At 66.0% G+C, this 17,151-nt stretch carries 18 protein-coding genes; 6 read left to right on the top strand and 12 right to left on the bottom strand.

Going from position 1 to position 17,151, the window contains the following annotated elements; translation table 11 throughout:
• Window positions 1-148: 148 nt before the first annotated feature.
• Window positions 149-424 (bottom strand): metal-sensitive transcriptional regulator, encoded by a 276-nt coding sequence (locus tag E4K65_RS39465; RefSeq protein WP_007598521.1) that lies wholly within the window; start codon window positions 422-424, stop codon window positions 149-151.
• Window positions 425-486: 62 nt separating this feature from the next.
• Between E4K65_RS39465 and E4K65_RS39460 the strand changes: the two genes are divergently transcribed.
• Together E4K65_RS39460 and nikR are read left to right on the top strand one after the other, a co-directional pair.
• Window positions 487-2,952 carry a heavy metal translocating P-type ATPase gene (locus tag E4K65_RS39460; protein WP_167771520.1) on the top strand — a complete coding sequence of 822 codons (2,466 nt, stop codon included), beginning with the start codon at window positions 487-489 and terminating at the stop codon, window positions 2,950-2,952.
• Between the two features lie 183 nt (window positions 2,953-3,135).
• Window positions 3,136-3,582, top strand: a complete 447-nt coding sequence (nikR, locus tag E4K65_RS39455; protein WP_135178688.1) for a nickel-responsive transcriptional regulator NikR — start codon at window positions 3,136-3,138, stop codon at window positions 3,580-3,582.
• Window positions 3,583-3,623: 41 nt separating this feature from the next.
• Here nikR and E4K65_RS39450 read toward each other — a convergent pair whose 3' ends face one another.
• Together E4K65_RS39450 and E4K65_RS39445 are read right to left on the bottom strand one after the other, a co-directional pair.
• The gene (locus tag E4K65_RS39450) at window positions 3,624-4,571 is read right to left on the bottom strand and encodes a hydroxymethylglutaryl-CoA lyase (RefSeq protein ID WP_135178687.1); all 948 of its coding nucleotides are present in this window, start codon (window positions 4,569-4,571) and stop codon (window positions 3,624-3,626) included.
• Window positions 4,568-5,743 carry a CoA transferase gene (locus E4K65_RS39445; RefSeq protein WP_135178686.1) on the bottom strand — a complete coding sequence of 392 codons (1,176 nt, stop codon included), beginning with the start codon at window positions 5,741-5,743 and terminating at the stop codon, window positions 4,568-4,570. Before E4K65_RS39445 ends, E4K65_RS39450 begins: the two co-directional genes overlap by 4 nt.
• 106 nt (window positions 5,744-5,849) lie before the next feature.
• Between E4K65_RS39445 and E4K65_RS39440 the strand changes: the two genes are divergently transcribed.
• Both E4K65_RS39440 and E4K65_RS39430 read left to right on the top strand, forming a co-directional pair.
• Window positions 5,850-6,782 (top strand): LysR family transcriptional regulator, encoded by a 933-nt coding sequence (locus tag E4K65_RS39440; RefSeq protein WP_135178685.1) that lies wholly within the window; start codon window positions 5,850-5,852, stop codon window positions 6,780-6,782.
• 293 nt (window positions 6,783-7,075) lie between these two features.
• A complete protein-coding gene (locus E4K65_RS39430; protein WP_135178683.1) occupies window positions 7,076-7,816 on the top strand; it encodes a sulfate transporter family protein in 741 nt (246 codons plus the stop codon).
• 6 nt (window positions 7,817-7,822) lie between these two features.
• Here E4K65_RS39430 and E4K65_RS39425 read toward each other — a convergent pair whose 3' ends face one another.
• The 3 genes from E4K65_RS39425 to nth all read right to left on the bottom strand — a co-directional run bounded on the left by E4K65_RS39425 (window position 7,823) and on the right by nth (window position 11,428).
• Window positions 7,823-9,451, bottom strand: coding sequence for an MFS transporter (locus tag E4K65_RS39425; protein WP_135178682.1), 1,629 nt, complete (start codon window positions 9,449-9,451; stop codon window positions 7,823-7,825).
• On the bottom strand, window positions 9,438-10,574 hold the full coding sequence (locus E4K65_RS39420; RefSeq protein ID WP_167771519.1) for an HlyD family secretion protein: 1,137 nt from the start codon (window positions 10,572-10,574) through the stop codon (window positions 9,438-9,440). The genes E4K65_RS39425 and E4K65_RS39420 overlap by 14 nt, the downstream gene beginning before the upstream one ends.
• A 101-nt stretch (window positions 10,575-10,675) precedes the next feature.
• Complete coding sequence (nth, locus tag E4K65_RS39415; RefSeq protein WP_167771518.1) at window positions 10,676-11,428, bottom strand: endonuclease III; 753 nt, start codon at window positions 11,426-11,428, stop codon at window positions 10,676-10,678.
• 22 nt (window positions 11,429-11,450) lie between these two features.
• On the opposite strand from nth, the gene E4K65_RS39410 reads away from it, so the two are divergent.
• On the top strand, window positions 11,451-11,984 hold the full coding sequence (locus E4K65_RS39410; protein ID WP_027543746.1) for a DUF2244 domain-containing protein: 534 nt from the start codon (window positions 11,451-11,453) through the stop codon (window positions 11,982-11,984).
• Between the two features lie 55 nt (window positions 11,985-12,039).
• Window positions 12,040-12,936, top strand: a complete 897-nt coding sequence (locus E4K65_RS39405; protein ID WP_135178679.1) for a methylated-DNA--[protein]-cysteine S-methyltransferase — start codon at window positions 12,040-12,042, stop codon at window positions 12,934-12,936.
• 156 nt (window positions 12,937-13,092) lie between these two features.
• Here E4K65_RS39405 and E4K65_RS39400 read toward each other — a convergent pair whose 3' ends face one another.
• The 6 genes from E4K65_RS39400 to E4K65_RS39375 all read right to left on the bottom strand — a co-directional run bounded on the left by E4K65_RS39400 (window position 13,093) and on the right by E4K65_RS39375 (window position 17,088).
• Entirely contained in the window at window positions 13,093-13,716 is a 624-nt protein-coding gene (locus E4K65_RS39400) for a 2,3-bisphosphoglycerate-dependent phosphoglycerate mutase (protein ID WP_135178678.1), read from the bottom strand.
• A 23-nt stretch (window positions 13,717-13,739) separates the two neighbouring features.
• Complete coding sequence (gene dapB / locus E4K65_RS39395) at window positions 13,740-14,555, bottom strand: 4-hydroxy-tetrahydrodipicolinate reductase (RefSeq protein WP_167771517.1); 816 nt, start codon at window positions 14,553-14,555, stop codon at window positions 13,740-13,742.
• A gap of 191 nt (window positions 14,556-14,746) precedes the next feature.
• Window positions 14,747-15,058 carry a DUF1330 domain-containing protein gene (locus E4K65_RS39390; RefSeq protein WP_135178676.1) on the bottom strand — a complete coding sequence of 104 codons (312 nt, stop codon included), beginning with the start codon at window positions 15,056-15,058 and terminating at the stop codon, window positions 14,747-14,749.
• A gap of 74 nt (window positions 15,059-15,132) precedes the next feature.
• On the bottom strand, window positions 15,133-15,846 hold the full coding sequence (gene pyrF / locus E4K65_RS39385) for an orotidine-5'-phosphate decarboxylase (RefSeq protein WP_135178675.1): 714 nt from the start codon (window positions 15,844-15,846) through the stop codon (window positions 15,133-15,135).
• Window positions 15,847-15,852: 6 nt separating this feature from the next.
• Window positions 15,853-16,431 (bottom strand): NADPH-dependent FMN reductase, encoded by a 579-nt coding sequence (locus E4K65_RS39380; RefSeq protein WP_135178674.1) that lies wholly within the window; start codon window positions 16,429-16,431, stop codon window positions 15,853-15,855.
• A 57-nt stretch (window positions 16,432-16,488) separates the two neighbouring features.
• Window positions 16,489-17,088 carry a class I SAM-dependent methyltransferase gene (locus tag E4K65_RS39375; RefSeq protein WP_135178673.1) on the bottom strand — a complete coding sequence of 200 codons (600 nt, stop codon included), beginning with the start codon at window positions 17,086-17,088 and terminating at the stop codon, window positions 16,489-16,491.
• Window positions 17,089-17,151: the final 63 nt, after the last annotated feature.

Here is a 17,151-nt window from a genome sequence, read left to right as displayed (position 1 = left end):
CTCTGTACCGACGCAGGATCGACTTCTAATCTTCGCTAAACCCCTCCCTGTGGTTATGGGTCCCGGCCCCCGTGCGCAATTGCGCACTCGGCGGGGACGACGCTGGAGAGGTATCGTTCGCCCCTCACAATGACGAGCGAATACGGACCTACCTCTCCGCCCTTCCAATCACCGCCATCAACTCCGCGATCTTCTCGCGCTGATCCGCCTTGTCGCCGCTCGCGATCGCGTGCTCGACGCAATGGGCGACGTGGTCCTTCAGGACCTCCTCCTCGACCCGGCGCAGCGCTGCGCGCACCGCCGAGATCTGCGTCACGATGTCGATGCAGTAGCGGTCTTCCTCTACCATTTTCGACAGGCCGCGAACCTGGCCCTCGATCCGGCCGAGACGTTTTCCGACAGATGCCTTGATGTCCTTGCGCATGCCGTCTATATACCCCTACCGGGTATGGGTTGCAAGACCTGACACAAGGCCGGAGCATGGGAATGAACGACGCCGAACACAGCCATCATCACGACGCGGACGGTCACACCGGATGCGGCTGTTCGAGCAAGGGGGCAACACCGCCGAACGACAAGCCCGCGGCAGCTTCATGCTGCGGCGGAAACGGCGATCATGCCGGCCACACGCATCATCACGGCCATGACCATGGCGCAGCGGCGACGACGGTCCGCGACCCCGTCTGCGGCATGACGGTCGACCCTGCGACCTCAAACCACCGGTTCGAGCATCACGGCGAGACCTTCCATTTCTGCTCGGCCGGATGCCGCACCAAGTTCGCCGCCGATCCCGCAAAATACCTTGCCAAGGAGAAGGCGAGCGAGCCGGAGATGCCCGCGGGCACGATCTACACCTGCCCGATGCACCCGCAGATCCGCCAGGTCGGACCCGGCAGCTGCCCGATCTGCGGCATGGCGCTGGAGCCGGAAGTGGCGAGCCTGGAGACCGGCCCCAATCCCGAGCTCGCCGACATGACACGGCGATTCTGGATCGGCGGCGCGCTGGCGCTGCCGCCGGTGGTGCTGGAGATGGGCGGCCATCTCGCGGGCCCGCACAATTGGATCGATGCGACGCTGTCGAACTGGATCCAGCTCGTCTTCGCCACGCCCGTGGTGCTGTGGGCCGGCTGGCCGTTCTTCGTCCGCGGCTGGCAGTCGCTGGTGACGCGCAACCTCAACATGTTCACGCTGATCGCGATGGGCACCGGCGTCGCTTACGTCTACAGCGTCATCGGCACGGTCGTGCCGCAGATCTTCCCGGACACCTTCCGCGGTCATGGCGGCGCGGTGGCCATCTATTTCGAGGCGGCTGCCGTCATCACCGTGCTGGTGCTGCTCGGCCAGGTGCTGGAGCTGCGCGCCCGCGATGCGACGTCGGGCGCGATCAAGGCGCTGTTGCAGCTCGCGCCGAAGACCGCGCGGCGCGTCGCGCCTGATGGCAGCGAGCATGAGGTCGAGATCGATACGCTTCATGCCGGCGAGCATTTGCGCGTTCGTCCCGGCGAGAAGGTGCCGGTCGACGGCGTCATCCTGGAGGGACGCTCCTCGCTCGATGAATCGCTCGTGACGGGCGAATCCATGCCGGTCACCAAGGAAACCGGCGCAAAGGTCATCGCCGGCACGCTCAACCAGTCCGGCAGCTTCATCATGCGTGCCGACAAGGTCGGGCGGGACACGCTGCTGTCGCAGATCGTGCAGATGGTCGCCGATGCGCAGCGCTCGCGCGCACCGATCCAGCGCCTGGCCGACCAGGTCGCCGGCTGGTTCGTGCCCGCCGTCATCGTCGTCGCCCTCGCCGCCTTCGCGGCCTGGGCCTGGTTCGGGCCGGAGCCGCGGCTGGCCTTCGGCCTGGTCGCCGCCGTCAGCGTGCTGATCATCGCCTGCCCCTGTGCGCTCGGGCTCGCGACCCCGATGTCGATCATGGTCGGCGTCGGCCGCGGCGCGCAGGCTGGCGTCCTGATCAAGAACGCCGAAGCGCTGGAGCGGATGGAGAAGATCGACACGCTGGTGGTCGACAAGACCGGCACGCTGACCGAGGGCAAGCCCAAGGTGGTCGCGATCGTGCCGGCTTCCGGCTTTGCTGACGACGACATTCTCCGCTGGGCGGCCAGCGTCGAGCGCGCCAGCGAACATCCGCTGGCCGACGCCATCATGCGCGCGGCCAGGGAGAAGCAGCTCACACTCGGCCAGGTCGAGCAGTTCGATTCGCCGACAGGCAAGGGCGCGACCGGCAAGGTCGACGGCAAGACCATCGTGCTCGGCAATGCACGATATCTGTCGTCGATCGGGATCGACACCAAGACGCTCGACACCGAGGCCGAACGGCTGCGTGGCGATGGCGCAACGGTCATCAACATGGCCGTCGATGGCCGGCTCGCCGGCCTGTTCGCGATCGCTGATCCGGTCAAGGCCTCGACGCCCGAGGCGCTGAAGGCCCTCGCCGCCGAGGGCATCAAGGTGATCATGCTGACCGGCGACAACCGCACCACGGCGCAAGCGGTGGCGCGCCGGCTCGGCATCGCCGAGGTCGAGGCCGAGGTGCTGCCGGACCAGAAGAGCGCGGTGGTGACGAAGCTGCAAAAGGCCGGCCGCAGCGTCGCGATGGCCGGCGACGGCGTCAACGACGCCCCGGCACTGGCGGCCGCGGAAGTCGGCATCGCCATGGGCACCGGCACCGACGTGGCGATGGAGAGCGCCGGCGTCACCCTGTTGAAAGGCGACCTCGTCGGCATCGTGCGCGCGCGAAAACTGTCTCAGGCGACGATGAGCAACATCCGCCAGAACCTGTTCTTCGCCTTCATCTACAACGCCGCCGGCATTCCGATCGCGGCCGGCATCCTCTATCCGACCTTCGGCGTCCTGCTGTCGCCGATCATCGCCGCGGCGGCGATGGCGCTGTCCTCGGTGAGCGTGGTCGGCAATGCGCTGCGGCTTCGTGCGACCCGGCTGTGAGGGCGTACTCCCTCTCCCCGTTCTTACGGAGAGAGGGTTGGGTTGAGGGGCTGCCGCCACGTAATCGGTAAGAGACGGACTCGCGGAGAGTCCCCCTCACCCGGAATTCAAGCTAGGCTTGAATTCCGACCTCCCCCGCAAGCGGGGCGAGGTAAGAAGAGCGATATCCGCGGAGAGGACCTGATGCAGCGAATTACGATCACGATCGAGGACGATCTGCTGGCGGAGATCGATGCCGCGGCGGAGGCGCGCGGCTACCAGAACCGTTCCGAGATCATCCGCGACCTCGCGCGCGCCGGGCTGCAACAGACGACAGAGGATACCGCGCAGACCGGCCCCTGCGTCGCCGGCCTCGTCTATGTCTACGACCACGCCGCCCGCGATCTCTCAAAACGCCTGGTGCAGGAATTCCACGGCCATCACGACCTCGCGCTGGCGACGCTGCACGTCCATCTCGACGACAACAATTGCATGGAGATGACGGCGCTGCGCGGCGCGGCGGATGAGGTCAGGCATTTCGCCGATCACATCATCGCCGAACGCGGCGTGCGCTACGGGCGTGTGGTGATGATCCCGACGGGGGAAGGGAAACAGGCGAAGGTGCGGAAACATGCGCACCGGCATGACTGATACTTCTCCCTCTCCCCGCTTGCGGGGAGAGGCGAAGCACTTCACGCCGCCTTCGCTGCACTCCCGCACGGCAAGCCCGCGCGCGCGACGCCGCCATACAGCGCTTCGTTCGGCATCTCCTCGCGCAAGATCCTGCGCACCGCGATCAGCTTGTCCAGGTCGATCCCCGTCGCAAAACCCTTGCTCTCGCACAGGAATACGAGGTCCTCGAACACGACATTGCCGGTTGCGCCGGGCGCGAAGGGGCAGCCGCCGAGGCCGCCGAGCGATCCATCGAGGATGCGGACGCCTTCGTCCAGTGCCGCCGCGGCGTTGGCGATCCCCATGCCGCGGGTGTCGTGGAGGTGGATGCAGATCGGCTTTTGCCCTGCGAGCTTCACCGCGGCGCGCGACAATTCGGCGACCTGCTTCGGGCCGGCATAGCCGACGGTGTCGGCGATCGCGACGAAATCGACGCCGGCCTCGAGGCATTTGTCGACCAGCCGCAGCACCTCGCCAGGGTCGACCGCGCCGGTGATTGAGCAGCCCAGCGCCATCGAGATCGCGGCATTCACGAGCGGCTTGTGCGAGCTGGTGTCGCGCATCTCGCAGAGCCGCCTGACATTGGCGATCGCGGAATCGCGCGAGCGGTGGGCGTTGGCCTGGCTGTGCTCTTCCGTGGCCGAGACCACCGACGCGATCTCGTCAACGCCGGATTCCAGGGCTTCATTGACGCCGCGCTCGTTGAGCGCGAGCGCGATGCCATGAGCACCGGGCAGGCCCGCGACCGCCCCGATGACATCGCGAACGTCGACGAATTGCGGGAAGGTCTTCGCCGGCAGGAACGAGCCGACCTCGAAGTGCCTGACGCCAGCGGCATATTCCTCGCGCACCCAGCGCTGCTTGGCCTCGGTCGACGGAAATTTCTTCACGAGCTGGAGCCCGTCGCGCAGGCCGACCTCGCGCAGGCTGACGCGATCCGAGGGGTAAATCGTCTCGATCCGGCTCATGCACGCCTCCCAGCGGCTTTTGACGTGGTGTCATCCTTGTCGATCTCGGCACGAACGGCCGATGTGTCGGCGCCGAGCGGCGCGACCTTCAGGCCCTCGCCGAGATGGCTGCCGTTCCACTCGACCGGCAGAGCCGGCACATGAAACGGCTTGCCGTCGGCAGTGATGTTGGTTACGAGGCCGCCAGGTCGCCGCACATGCGGATCGGTGAGAAGATCCTCGGGCCGGTTGATCGGCGAGAAGCAGATGTTGAGCGCGTCGAGCTTTTGCGACAGCTCTGCCACGTTCCGCTGCCGGATGATATCGGCGACGCGCGGTATGATCCGCGGCCGCGCCAGGATACGGTCGGTCGTGGTGCGCAAGGCGGGATCTTCGAGAAACTCGGTCAGGCCGAACTCGCGGCAGAAGCTCTGCCAGTGCCCCTCGGTCACGACGCCGATGAAAATGCGCTCGCCGTCCGCGGCATCAAAAATATCGTAGATCGGCCAGGCGTGCTCGCGCTCGGGCATCGAGCGCGGCTTGTTGCCGGTCATCTCGTATTCGACCATGTGCTGGGCGACCAGGAACAGGCAGTTCTCGAACAGGCCGATGCGGATGTCTGCACCGTCGCGTTTTCCGCCGCGCTTCTGGTAGAGCGCGGCGAGGATCGCGATCACGCCGAACATGCCGCCCATGATGTCGTTGGCGGAGGAGCCGACGCGCTGCGGCTTCTCCCTGGTGCCGGTCATGGCAGCGAGCCCCGACATCATCTGCACGACCTCGTCGAGCGCGGGGCGATGCTCATAGGGACCTGACAGAAAGCCCTTGTGGCCGGCGATGATCAGATGCGGATGCCGGCGGCGCAGTTCCTCGGCACCTAACCCCTGCTTCTCCAGCTGACCATCGCGAAAATTCTCCAGGAACACGTCGGCCGTCGCGAGCAGACGGTGCATGGTGTCGCGATCCTCGGGCTTCTCAAAGTCCAGCACGACGCTGCGCTTGCCGCGGTTGAACAGCGGAAAGAACGCCGTCCCCATGCCGCCGAGAGAACGGGTCTTGTCGCCGGAGGGCGGCTCGACCTTGATCACCTCGGCGCCGAGTTGCGCGAGGATCATGCCGCAGGTCGGGCCCATGACCATGTGGGTCATCTCGACGACCCGCACGCCTTCGAGCGGCAATCCAGCCTCGGTCATGCGTCACTCCCTGTTCGTCCACCCAGGAGACTAGGCCTTCACAAGCCTTCTGAAAAATATAATCTGTCGAAGAGTGCCATCGCATTTCTAGAACGCTTGATCGCCCATGGATTCGCGCCAGCTCCGCTATTTCATCGCCGTCTACGAGCAGCGGAACCTGTCGCGCGCGGCTGACCAGGTGAACGTCGCGCAGTCCGCGCTCAGCCATCATATCTCGAACCTGGAGGCCGAATTCGCAACGCCGCTGTTCGAGCGCAAGTCGCGCGGCATGGAACCGACGGCGGCCGGCGAGCGGCTCTATGAGCACGCTCGGATCATCCTGCGCGCGATGGCGGAGGCCGAGACCGAGGTGCGCGAGGGCGCCCGCGTCATCGCCGGCGAGATCTCGATCGGCATGGCCAATTCCGGCGTCAAGGCGATCGGCGTCGCGTTGATGCGCACGGTGCTGACCAAGTACCCCAAGCTCAAATTGTCGCTGACGGAGAGCCTGTCCGGCGCGACGCTGATGCACCTGATGGTCTCCAACGTCGACCTCGCGCTGGTCTACAATCCGCCGTCGGAGAAGGAGCTGATCACCGAGGCCGTGCTCGAAGAGGAGATGTTCCTGGTCGGCATTCCGAAACTGGTCGGCAAGGGCAAGGCGCCGATCCGCTTCGAGGAGCTGAACCGCTTGCCGCTGATCCTGCTTCGCTACGGTCTCGGCCTGTCCGCGCGCGCGCTGCTGGACGATCCGGTCCTGCTCAAGCGGCTGGAAGGCGGCGCCATCCTGCACGCCAATTCGATCACCGGCATGACCGGCGCGCTGGTGGAAGGGCTCGGCTGCACCATCGCGACAAAGCTGTTCGCGCGCGAGGAGCTCGCGGCCGGCCGGCTGATCGCACGCAAGGTGATCGCGCCGAAGCTGACCCGCACGCTCTACCTTTGCCGCCTGCGCAACCGCCCAATGACCTACGCCATGGAAGAGATGCGCCGCCTGATGCTCGCATTGATCGCCGAGCAGGTGCGCAGCGGCGGCTGGCAGGCGGAGCTGGCGGGGTGAGGCACGACCAATACATCCGGCGTCATGGCCGGGCTTGACCCGGCCATCCACGCCTTGCAACACCGCACCAAGAACGTGGATGCCCGGGACAAGCCCGGGCATGACGACCTCTCGAAAATGCCGATCTGCGGTTACGCTAACGCGAGCGCCGGGAGAGATCGCGATGGCGCTGTTCGGTCCGAACGTGCGCGGCAAGCCGCTGGATGCGGTGTAGCTCGGCCGTCATTGCGAGGACTTGCCGAAGCGATCCGGCATGTCTACCTCTCGCGGGTGGTTTCGTGAGAGGGTCCCCCATGCTGGATGCCGCCGTGAAGGCGCTGTCGCAAATGATCTCGCCGCCGATGCGCTCGATCCTGTGGCGATCGATCGGGCTTGCGCTCGTGCTGATCACCGTGCTGGCGATCGGGTTGCAGCGGCTGCTCAGCTGGTTTGCGACCTATGGCGGAGTCTGGCTTGAGGGCCTGCTCGGTCCCGGCTGGCACACGTCGCTCGAGGTCCTGGCCTGGATCGTCTCGATCGCGGCGGGCCTGGGCGTCGTATTCGGGGCGGTGTTCCTGATGCCGGCGATCACGTCGCTGGTGGCGAGCCTGTTCGTCGACGACGTCGCCGACCATGTCGAGCGCGAACACTATCCCGCCGAACGGCCGGGCGTGGCGCTGCCTTTCAGCCAGGCGATATACGAGGGCGTCAAGACCGCCTTGCTGACCATCCTGGTCTATCTGATCGCGCTGCCCTTCGTGTTGCTGGCCGGCGCCGGTTTCCTGATCTTCTTCCTCGCTACGGCCTGGCTGCTGGGACGCGAATATTTCGAGCTCGCTGCGATGCGCTTCCGCTCGCCGGAGGAAGCCAAGGCGATGCGGCGCGACAATGCCGCCACCATCTTCGCCGCCGGCCTGATCATCGCAGCCTTCGTCTCGATCCCGATCGTCAACCTGGCGACGCCGATCTTCGGCATGGCCTTCATGGTCCACATGCACAAGCGGCTGTCGGGCCCGCGCCCCGAGATGATCGAGCCGGCGCGGCAGATGCGGTGACGGTGACTACGTCACCGGTACCCCGCATTTGCGCAGCAGCATCCTGGCGAAGCCGAATGGCGCCGGCGTGAACGGGCCGGGCGGGGCGCGGGTGATCAGCGCGACGATGCCAAGCGCGGCCATCGCCAGCCAGAAGCAGAGCCAGAAGCCGTCGATATAGGCGAGCACATTGGCCTCGCGCTGGACCAAGCTTGCGAGCGTTCCCACCGCGCGCGCCTGCGCCGATCCTGTGCCATGGGCGGCGAAATGGTCGGCGAGCTGCTTCAGAATCCGTACCACGTCGGCATCGCCGACGCCGAGGTTCTGACCGAGATAGAAGGAATGGACCTGCTCGCGGACGCGCAGCCAGGTCCCCATCAGCGCCACGCCGATCTCGGCGCCGCCGAGCCGCATGATCTGGATATAGGCGGCGAACGACGTGGCGCGGCTCGGATCGGAGTTCGAGAGCGCCATGATGATGATCGGCAGCAGCGTCGTCGATTGACCGATCGCTTGCAGCAGCACGATGCCGATGAAATCCTCGCGCGCCCAGTCATGGGTGAGCTGGGTGCCCCAGAGATTGGCGGCTGCGAAACAGGTGAATCCCACCACCGTCACCGCGCGCGCATCGAAATGGCGCAGCACCCAGATCGAGATCGGCACCAGCACGAACATCGGCAGCGCGCCATAGCCGAGCAGCAGCAGCCCGCTCTGCTCCGGCCGGAGCAGTCCGATATTGCCGAGGAAGTTCGGCACCAGCGACGAGTTGGAGAGCGAGGTCAGCGTGTAGAGCAGGATCACCACCAGCGACAGGCCGATGTTCCGCGAGAACAGCACGTTCACATGCGCCCAGGGCTGTCGCACCAGCGACTCGTTGACGAGGAAAGCGACGAACAGCACGCCGCCGCCGACCAGCAGTGCCATCACCGTACCCGAGCCGAGCCAATCCAGGCGATTGCCCTGGTCGAGCCCGGCATAGATCATCGAGACCGAGGCGCCGAGCAGCAGCATGCCGCCCCAATCGGCCTCGCGCAGCAGCGCGCGGTTCACCGGCTCGTTCGGCGTCCCCAGATAGACCATCAGGCCCATCAGCGGCGCGATCACGACACCTTGCCAGTACAGCCATTGCCAGCCGAGATGGTCGACATAGAAGCCGACCAGCGAGCTCGAGGTGTCCAACGCAAAGCCGACGCGGATCGAATAGATCGAGATCGCAGGCAGCCACCAGCGGATCGGCAGGTTGCGGAACACGATCATCAGCGTCGCCGGCACGAAGGTGCCGAGCAGCAGGCCATGCACGACGCTGAGCCCGAGCAGCGTCGGATAGTCGTGCACGAAGGGGATGATCAGCGAGACCGCGGCATAGACGAGGCTGGGGATCCCGAGCACGCGCCTGAGCCCGAACACCGTCGCGAGCCACGCCACCGCGGGCGCGATGAAGATCTGCGAGCCGATACCGGCGGTGGAGAGCCAGGCGCCTTCGTCGAAGCCGAGCGAGAACGCGCCGCGCAGGTCGGGCAGTCCGACCGTGGTGAGACGGCTGTCGAAATTGGCGAGGAACGAGCCGAGCAACACCGCCGCCACGGCGAACAACGGCTGTGGCGCGACGCCGCCGCGCGAGAGCGGTCCGCGGCCGGCATCGTCATTTTCCGCCATTCGCGGCCTTCGTGTCGATGCTGGTGACGACCGACATGCCGGGCACGAGCCGTGCCAGCAATGGCTGACTGTCGTCGAGTTGAATCCGCACGGGAATGCGCTGCACCACCTTGGTGAAGTTGCCGGTCGCATTGTCCGGCGGCAGCAGCGCGACCTGCGCGCCCGTCGCCGGCGCGATGCGCTCGACCTTGCCGCGCAGCTTCTCGCGCGGGAAACTGTCGACGGTGATCTCGACCCGCTGGCCCGGTGCGACGTGCGTGAGCTGGGTCTCCTTGTAGTTCGCGATCACATAGACCTTCGGCAGCGGCACCACGTTGATGAGGTTGGTGCCGATATTGACGTAGTCGCCGGGCTGCACCTGGCGCTCCCCGACGACGCCGTCGAACGGCGCCGATATCTTCGTGTAGCCGAGCTTCAGCTTCGCACTCGCCAGCGACGCCTTGGTGGCTTCGAGATCGGCGGCGCGCTGCTTCCTGGTGCCTTGCAGGACTTCGAGCTGATGCTGCTGGGCGGCGATCACGGCGCGGCTGGCACGCACGTCGGCCTGCGCCTTGGCGTAGTTTGCTACCGCCTGCTCGAACCGCTGCCGCGTGCCGGACTCGGTCTGCGACAGCGATTGCTGACGCTCCTGCTCCTGCCGCGCCTCGACCTCCAAGGCTTCGGCCGACAGCCGCGCGGCTTGCGCCTGCGCGATCGTCGCATATTGCAGCTCGACCTGGTTGGCCAGATTGTCGAGCGCGGCTTGCGCGGCGGCGACCGCGGCTTCGGATTGCGCGACCTGTGCCTCATAGTCCGCGGGATCGATCTGAATCAGGAGGTCGCCGGCCTTGACGCGCTGGAAGTCGGTGACCCCTACGGTCAGCACCTCACCGGAGACGCGGCTCGCCAGCCGCGTCAGCTCGGCGCGCACATAGGCGTCATTGGTGGTCTGGACCACGGCATTGCCGACCCATTCGTCGAAGCGCAGCGTCGCCAGCGCGACGAAGGCGAGCGCGACGATGACCGCGAACAGCGGAATCGCGAACCGGCTCCACAGCGAGCTCGCCGGCCGCTGCGTCGGCTTGGGTGGCGGGGCTGGAGCGGCAGGCGGTGGCGATGACGTAACTTGATCCTGCTGACTCACGACATGTCCCCAAAGCCACTTTGCCCGAACGCGAATCTCACCATCGTCATTCCGGGATGGTCCTTCGCATCGCCCCGGAATGACAGACGTTAGCTAATGCCCTAGACCGTCTTCTCCGGCCACCGGCAGAGATCGTTGATCAGGCACACCTCGCAGCGCGGCTTGCGCGCGAGGCAAGTATAGCGGCCGTGCAGGATCAGCCAATGATGGGCATGCAGCATGAACTCGGCCGGGATCACCTTTTCGAGACCAAGCTCGACGTCCAGCGGCGTCTTGCCGGGCGCGAGCCCGGTGCGGTTGCCGACACGGAAGACATGCGTGTCCACCGCCATGGTGTGCTCGCCAAAGGCCATGTTGAGCACCACGTTGGCGGTCTTGCGCCCGGCGCCCGGCAATGACTCGATCTCGGCCCGCGTGCGCGGCACCTCGCCGCCGAATTCGCCGAGCAGCTTGGCCGACAGCGCGATCACGTTCCTGGCCTTGGTGCGATAGAGGCCGATGGTCTTGATGTACTCGCGTAAGGACTCCTCGCCGAGATCGAGCATCTTCTGCGGCGTGTCGGCGACCTCGAACAACGCGCGCGTCGCCTTGTTGACGCCGGCGTCGGTGGCCTGCGCCGACAACACCACGGCGACCAGCAGCGTGAACGGATTGACGTGCTCGAGCTCCCCCTTCGGCTCCGGATTGGCCTTGCGGAAACGGCTGAAGACCTGGTGGATCTCGGCCGGCGTCCAGGGTTTGACGGCCTTGAGCGATTTCTTCGCAGGGGCCTTCGGCTTCGCCACAGCCGTCTTTGCTTTTTTCTTCGGCACGGCTGCTTTGCGCGGGACCGGCTTGCGGGTGATTTTCGCCATGATCGGGATATACTGAGGGACGATGAGCACAGGCAACGAAATTGAGCGCAGGGGCTCCGAGGATCAGAGCGAAGCTCAAATCTTCTCGGCGCTGCTGACGCCGCACCGCTCGCTGAACCGCACCGGCTTCCTCGCCGTGATGCTGTTCCTGAGCGTCGTCAGCTTCGTCACCGGCCTCGTCTTCCTGATGATGGGCGCGTGGCCGGTGCTCGGCTTCTTCGGCCTCGACGTGCTGGTGATCTGGTGGGCCTTCAAGGTCAATTTCCGCGCCGCGCGGGCCTGCGAGGAGATCGTGGTCACGCCCTCGGAACTGCGGGTGCGGCGCGTCAGCCATCGCGGCCAGGTCGCCGAATGGACGTTCAATCCGCTCTGGGTCCGGCTCGACCTGGAGGTCGACGAGGATTTTGGCCTCGAGCACCTCTATCTGATCTCGCGCGGCCGCCGGCTCCAGCTCGCCGGATTTTTGGGGCCAGAAGAAAAAGCAAGCTTTTACAATGGCTTGGTTGAGGCGCTGAACGCCGCCAAGCGAGGACCGACCTTCAACCCCATTCGCTGATGTCACGTCGGAAATCGGGTGGTTTCGAGCCGCCCCCTCTCCTACATTTCCGGTCATGATGACACTCGCCATACATGATCACCGCCTGACCAAGCCGGGCCCCCAGAACGCCGCGCTGCGCGACTATGACTCGGTGCGCCGGGCGATCGCCTTCATCTCGGAGAACTGGCGCGCGCAGCCGACCATCGAGGCGATGGCGGATGCGGCCGGCGTCACGCCCGATGAACTGCACCATCTGTTCCGCCGCTGGGCCTCGATCACGCCGAAGGCTTTCATGCAGGCGCTGACGCTCGACCACGCCAAGGGCCTGCTGCGGGATTCCGCGAGCGTGCTCGACGCCGCGCTCGACTCCGGCCTGTCGGGGCCGGGCCGGCTGCACGATCTCTTCGTCACCCACGAGGCGATGTCGCCGGGCGAATGGAAGAATGGCGGCGCGGGCCTCACCCTGCGCTACGGCTTCCACGCCTCACCCTTCGGCACGGCCATCGTGATCGCGACCGATCGCGGATTGTCGGGACTTGCCTTCGCCGATCCCGGCGAGGAAAAAGCAGCGCTTGCCGACATGATGCGGCGCTGGCGGAACGCAACTTACGTCGAGGATCACGAAGGCACCGCCCCGCTCGCCCAGCGAATCTTCGACACCAAGCTGTGGCGGCCGGACCAGCCGCTGCGCGTGGTGATGATCGGCACCGATTTCGAGGTGCGGGTCTGGGAAACGCTGCTGAAGATCCCGATGGGACGCGCGGTGTCCTATTCCGACATCGCCTGCAACATCAACAGCCCGAAAGCCTCGCGCGCCGTCGGCGCGGCCGTCGGCAAGAACCCGGTCTCCTTCGTCGTGCCCTGCCACCGCGCGCTCGGCAAGAGCGGCACGCTCACCGGCTATCACTGGGGCATCACCCGCAAGCAGGCGATGCTGGGCTGGGAGGCGGGGAAGCTGGGGGTGCAGTGATTCTTCTCCCTCGCCCCGCTTGCGGGGAGAGGATCGGGGTGAGGGGGAGTCTCCGCATGGACGGTGACAGTTGGACTCGCGGAGACTCCCCCTCACCCGGATTGCATCTGCGATGCAATCCGGCCTCTCCCCGCAAGCGGGGAGAGGCGAAGAAGCCTACCCCGCCAGGTCCAGCTTCGAGGCCACCGTCGAATCCGCATTGAGCCGGTAGATGATCGGCACGCCCGTCGCGAGCTCGCGCTTCAGGATGCCTTCGGGCGACAGCTTTTCCAGCACCATGATCAGCGCGCGCAGCGAGTTGCCGTGGGCGGCGACCAGCGTGCGCTTGCCGTTGAGCACGCTTGGCAAAATCTCCTGCACGTAATAGGGCAGCGCGCGCGCCAGCGTGTCCTTCAGGCTCTCGCCGCCGGGCGGCGGCACGTCGTAGGAGCGGCGCCAGATCAGCACCTGGTCCTCGCCCCATTTCTTGCGGGCGTCGTCCTTGTTGAGGCCGGAGAGATCGCCATAGTCGCGCTCGTTTAGCGCGAGGTTCTTCTCCGTGGGCAGCCCCTCCTGACCGAGCTCGCCGAGGATGAGATCGAGCGTGTGCTGCGCGCGCGTCAGCACCGAGGTGTAGGCGACGTCGAACACGAGTCCCTGCGCCTTCAGCTTGCGGCCGGCTTCCCTGGCCTCGGTGACGCCGAGCTCGGTGAGATCAGGATCCTTCCACCCCGTGAACAGGTTCTTCAGATTCCATTCGCTCTGGCCGTGGCGGACGAGCACGAGAAGACGTTCGCTCATTGATGACTTTCCGTTATTTTCGTTCAGATGTCGGCGAGGCCGAGCACGTCGGCCATGGAGTAGTGCCCCGGCTTCTTGCCATGCGCCCACAGCGCCGCCTTCAGCGCGCCGTGCGCGAACAGGATGCGGTCCTCGGCCTGGTGCGACAGCGTCAGGCGCTCGAACGGGCCGAGGAAGCTGACGCTGTGGTCGCCGGCCGCGGTGCCGCCGCGCAAGGAGGCGAAGCCGATGTCGCCGGGCCGGCGGGCGCCGGTGATGCCGTCGCGGCCGCGCGCCGCGTGATCGTCGAGCGAGATGCCGCGGCCGGCCGCCGCCGCCTGCCCCAGCATCAGCGCGGTGCCCGAGGGCGCATCGATTTTCATGCGGTGGTGGGTTTCGACGATCTCGATGTCGAAGGTTTCATCGAGCGCCTTGGCGACGCGCTTGACCACCGCGGCAAGCAGATTGACGCCGAGGCTCATATTGCCTGATTGCACCACGACCGCGCGATTGGTGACGCTCTTGATCACGGCGTTGTCGGAACTCGAAAGCCCGGTGGTGCCGACGACATGCACGATGCCGCGCTCGGCGGCGATCGCGACGTTGGCGATGGTCGCGGCCGGCACGGTGAAATCGAGGATGCCGTCGGCCTCCTTCGACATCGCCCAGAGATCGGCCGAGACCTTGATGCCATTGGCCGGCAGGCCGGCGAGCACGCCGGCATCCTTGCCGAGCAGCTCGGAGCCCGGCGCCTCCAGCGCGCCGGCCAGAACCGCGCCTTTGCTCTCGGCAATCGCCCGCGTCAGCGCCCGGCCCATCCGGCCGCCGGCTCCAGCAACAATCAAGCGCATGTCGGACATGATGTGATCCTCTTCGGGGCCGTTGTAGCGGGGGGATGCAGTTCCGGCAACCGAGGGGAGCAGGCGGCAGTGACGCCACGTTCACCGTCGTTCCGGGGCGGCTCGCAGGGCCGAACCCGGAATCTCGAGATTCTCAGGTGCGCAACGGCGCACCATAGTTCGCCTTCGGCGCCCCGGAATGACGGCGTGCCTCAGCCGTCCGACGGCTGCGGGCCGTCATAGCCCTCGATGATGATGAGGTCGGCGACCGAGTGCGGCTGGCGCACCTTGATGTTGGCCTGGTATTCCGGCGAGTTGTAGCAGGCGATCGCGGTCTCGTAGTCCGGGAATTCGATCACGACGTTGCGGGTGCGGCTGGCGCCTTCGACGGTGGTGAACTTGCCGGCGCGGACGACAAAACGGCCGCCCCATTTCTTGAAGATCGCACCGTTGGCGACGGCATAGGGCTTGTAGCCCTCGTCACTGCTCACATCGACGCGCCCGATCCAGTAGCCTTTTGCCATTGTTCTTCTCTCCCTGTGTTGTTGTCTCTATTTGAGCATGATCTGATCGGAAAACCGCTGCACACTTTTCCGGATCATGCTCCCAGCGCCTGCGCGATCTCGGCCTGGATGGCATCGGCGATCGCCCTGGGGTCGGTGGCTTCCACCACCGGGCGCCCGACGACGAGATAATCGGCGCCCGCGGTGATCGCACGGCCCGGCGTCATGATGCGTTTCTGATCGCCACTTGCCGAGCCCGCCGGCCGGATGCCGGGCGTGACGAGGCTCATCTGGTGGCCGACGATCTTGCGCAAGGCGCCCACTTCCTCCGGCGACGACACCAGCCCGTCGATGCCAAGCACCTGCGCCTGCTGCGCGCGCGCTTCGACGAGCTCGGAGACGCCGAGCCGGAAACCTGCCGCGTGCAGATCGTCATCGTTGTAGGAGGTCAGCACAGTGACGGCGAGGATCTTCAGGCTCGAGCTGCCGCGGCCTTCGACGGCGCCCTTCATGGTCTGCGGATAAGCGTGCACGGTGAGGAAGGTCGCGCCCAGCTTGGTGATGCTCTCGACGCCTTGCGCCACGGTGTTGCCGATGTCGTGCAGCTTGAGGTCGAGAAAGACCTTCTTGCCCTTGTCGGCGAGCCTGGCAACGAGCGGCAGACCGCCGGCATAAGCGAGGCGATAGCCGATCTTGTAGAACGTGACGCTGTCGCCGAGCCTTGCGATCATCGCCTCCGCGGCATCAACGCTCGGCAGATCGAGGCCTACGATCAGGCGGTCCTTCGGGGCGATCTCGGCTGGCGTCATGTCACCTCACATCATGCGTTGGGAAATGTCGATCAACTGCGTGACCAGCTCCTTTAACGCGGCGATATCGCCCTCGTTCTTGAGCCTGTCCATATCGTCATAGGCCTCTCCGGCAAAGGCGAGCGTGAGCTGGCTGGCAATCACATTGGCGTGGCAGGAGGTCAGGATCAGCCGCAACGCCTGCAGCGCGCGGGCCGTTCCGAGCCGGCTCTGCGAGGCGCCGGCGAGCGCGAAGGGGCGGTTGCGGAACACCTCGCCACGCGCCTCGTGCAGCTCGTGCACGCGGCTGACCCAGTCGATCGCGTTCTTCAGCAGCGGCGGCACCGAGGCATTGTATTCGGGCGAAACGATCAGCACGCCATGATGCGCGCCGATCATGCGCTTGAGGTTGATCGCGTGCTTGGGCACGCCTGATTTGGCCTGGAGATCGCCGTCGTAGATCGGCAGCGGAAAATCGGCGAGCGAGATGCGGGTGACGTCGACGCCGGCCTGGGCGAATTCATAGGCGGCGACCGCGGCCAGCTTCGCATTGTGCGAGCCGGTGCGCAGCGAGCCGGGAATGACCAGGATTTTGGGTGCGGACATCCGATCCAATGCGTTCGGCGAAACGAGCCCGCCGCGCAAAGACGAATGCCGGCGGAATTAATCCTTGCGATACACCCAGACGCGGGCCGGCGGAAGGTTCATCCAGATCCGTTCCGAGGCCTCTGTGGACACGCCGGGCAGCGATTTCGGGATCGGCGGCACCACCGCATAGGTGAACTGGACGAAGGGCGCGCCGGGCGCGAGCGCCGTGAAGGCATCGCGAATGAGCCGCAGCCGCGTCAGCATCGGTTTGGTGACGAGCGGCAGGCCGGAGACGACCGCGGATGCCGGCGCGCTCAGCACGTTCCAGAGCGTGTCGCGCAGGCGATAGGCATCGCCCTGCACGACCTTGGCCTGCGGATAGCGGTCGCGCAGCAGCGCGCAGAAGCCGGGATTGTACTCGACGAGGACGAGACGCTTCTGGTCGACACCACGTTCGATTAGGGCCGAGGTGATGGCGCCAGTACCGGGGCCGAGTTCGACCACAGGTGCATCGGAGTTGACGTCGACGTAATGAGCCATGGTCCGGGCCAGCAGCTTGCCCGACGGCATCACTGCGCCCATGTGGAGGGGCTTTTCGATCCACGATCTGAGAAAGCGCACCTCGTCATCGAGACGAGGCTTCTTCAACGCACGCGCGGACGATGGCAATGGCATGTCTGGACCGGACGGGACCGCGTGACCGCGGCGTGTCAGAAAATGGTCATAAAGACGTATAGG

It is taken from the genome of Bradyrhizobium niftali (assembly GCF_004571025.1).
In the GTDB taxonomy this organism is placed as follows: Bacteria; Pseudomonadota; Alphaproteobacteria; order Rhizobiales; family Xanthobacteraceae; genus Bradyrhizobium; species Bradyrhizobium niftali.
The sequence above is the reverse complement of the archived record's forward strand: the minus strand, read 5'-3'. Positions and strand labels throughout refer to the sequence as shown.

What these genes read in the sequence shown, in the direction of transcription:
- E4K65_RS39405 (WP_135178679.1), top strand. Translation starts at nt 12,040, where the DNA reads ATGATGACACTCGCCATACATGATCACCGCCTGACCAAGCCGGGCCCC.
- nth (WP_167771518.1), bottom strand. Translation starts at nt 11,428, where the DNA reads ATGGCGAAAATCACCCGCAAGCCGGTCCCGCGCAAAGCAGCCGTGCCG.
- E4K65_RS39430 (WP_135178683.1), top strand. Translation starts at nt 7,076, where the DNA reads ATGCTGGATGCCGCCGTGAAGGCGCTGTCGCAAATGATCTCGCCGCCG.
- E4K65_RS39425 (WP_135178682.1), bottom strand. Translation starts at nt 9,451, where the DNA reads ATGGCGGAAAATGACGATGCCGGCCGCGGACCGCTCTCGCGCGGCGGC.
- E4K65_RS39390 (WP_135178676.1), bottom strand. Translation starts at nt 15,058, where the DNA reads ATGGCAAAAGGCTACTGGATCGGGCGCGTCGATGTGAGCAGTGACGAG.
- pyrF (WP_135178675.1), bottom strand. Translation starts at nt 15,846, where the DNA reads ATGACGCCAGCCGAGATCGCCCCGAAGGACCGCCTGATCGTAGGCCTC.
- E4K65_RS39445 (WP_135178686.1), bottom strand. Translation starts at nt 5,743, where the DNA reads ATGACCGAGGCTGGATTGCCGCTCGAAGGCGTGCGGGTCGTCGAGATG.
- E4K65_RS39375 (WP_135178673.1), bottom strand. Translation starts at nt 17,088, where the DNA reads ATGCCATTGCCATCGTCCGCGCGTGCGTTGAAGAAGCCTCGTCTCGAT.
- nikR (WP_135178688.1), top strand. Translation starts at nt 3,136, where the DNA reads ATGCAGCGAATTACGATCACGATCGAGGACGATCTGCTGGCGGAGATC.
- E4K65_RS39380 (WP_135178674.1), bottom strand. Translation starts at nt 16,431, where the DNA reads ATGTCCGCACCCAAAATCCTGGTCATTCCCGGCTCGCTGCGCACCGGC.
- E4K65_RS39410 (WP_027543746.1), top strand. Translation starts at nt 11,451, where the DNA reads ATGAGCACAGGCAACGAAATTGAGCGCAGGGGCTCCGAGGATCAGAGC.
- E4K65_RS39400 (WP_135178678.1), bottom strand. Translation starts at nt 13,716, where the DNA reads ATGAGCGAACGTCTTCTCGTGCTCGTCCGCCACGGCCAGAGCGAATGG.
- E4K65_RS39460 (WP_167771520.1), top strand. Translation starts at nt 487, where the DNA reads ATGAACGACGCCGAACACAGCCATCATCACGACGCGGACGGTCACACC.
- E4K65_RS39450 (WP_135178687.1), bottom strand. Translation starts at nt 4,571, where the DNA reads ATGAGCCGGATCGAGACGATTTACCCCTCGGATCGCGTCAGCCTGCGC.
- E4K65_RS39440 (WP_135178685.1), top strand. Translation starts at nt 5,850, where the DNA reads ATGGATTCGCGCCAGCTCCGCTATTTCATCGCCGTCTACGAGCAGCGG.
- E4K65_RS39465 (WP_007598521.1), bottom strand. Translation starts at nt 424, where the DNA reads ATGCGCAAGGACATCAAGGCATCTGTCGGAAAACGTCTCGGCCGGATC.
- dapB (WP_167771517.1), bottom strand. Translation starts at nt 14,555, where the DNA reads ATGTCCGACATGCGCTTGATTGTTGCTGGAGCCGGCGGCCGGATGGGC.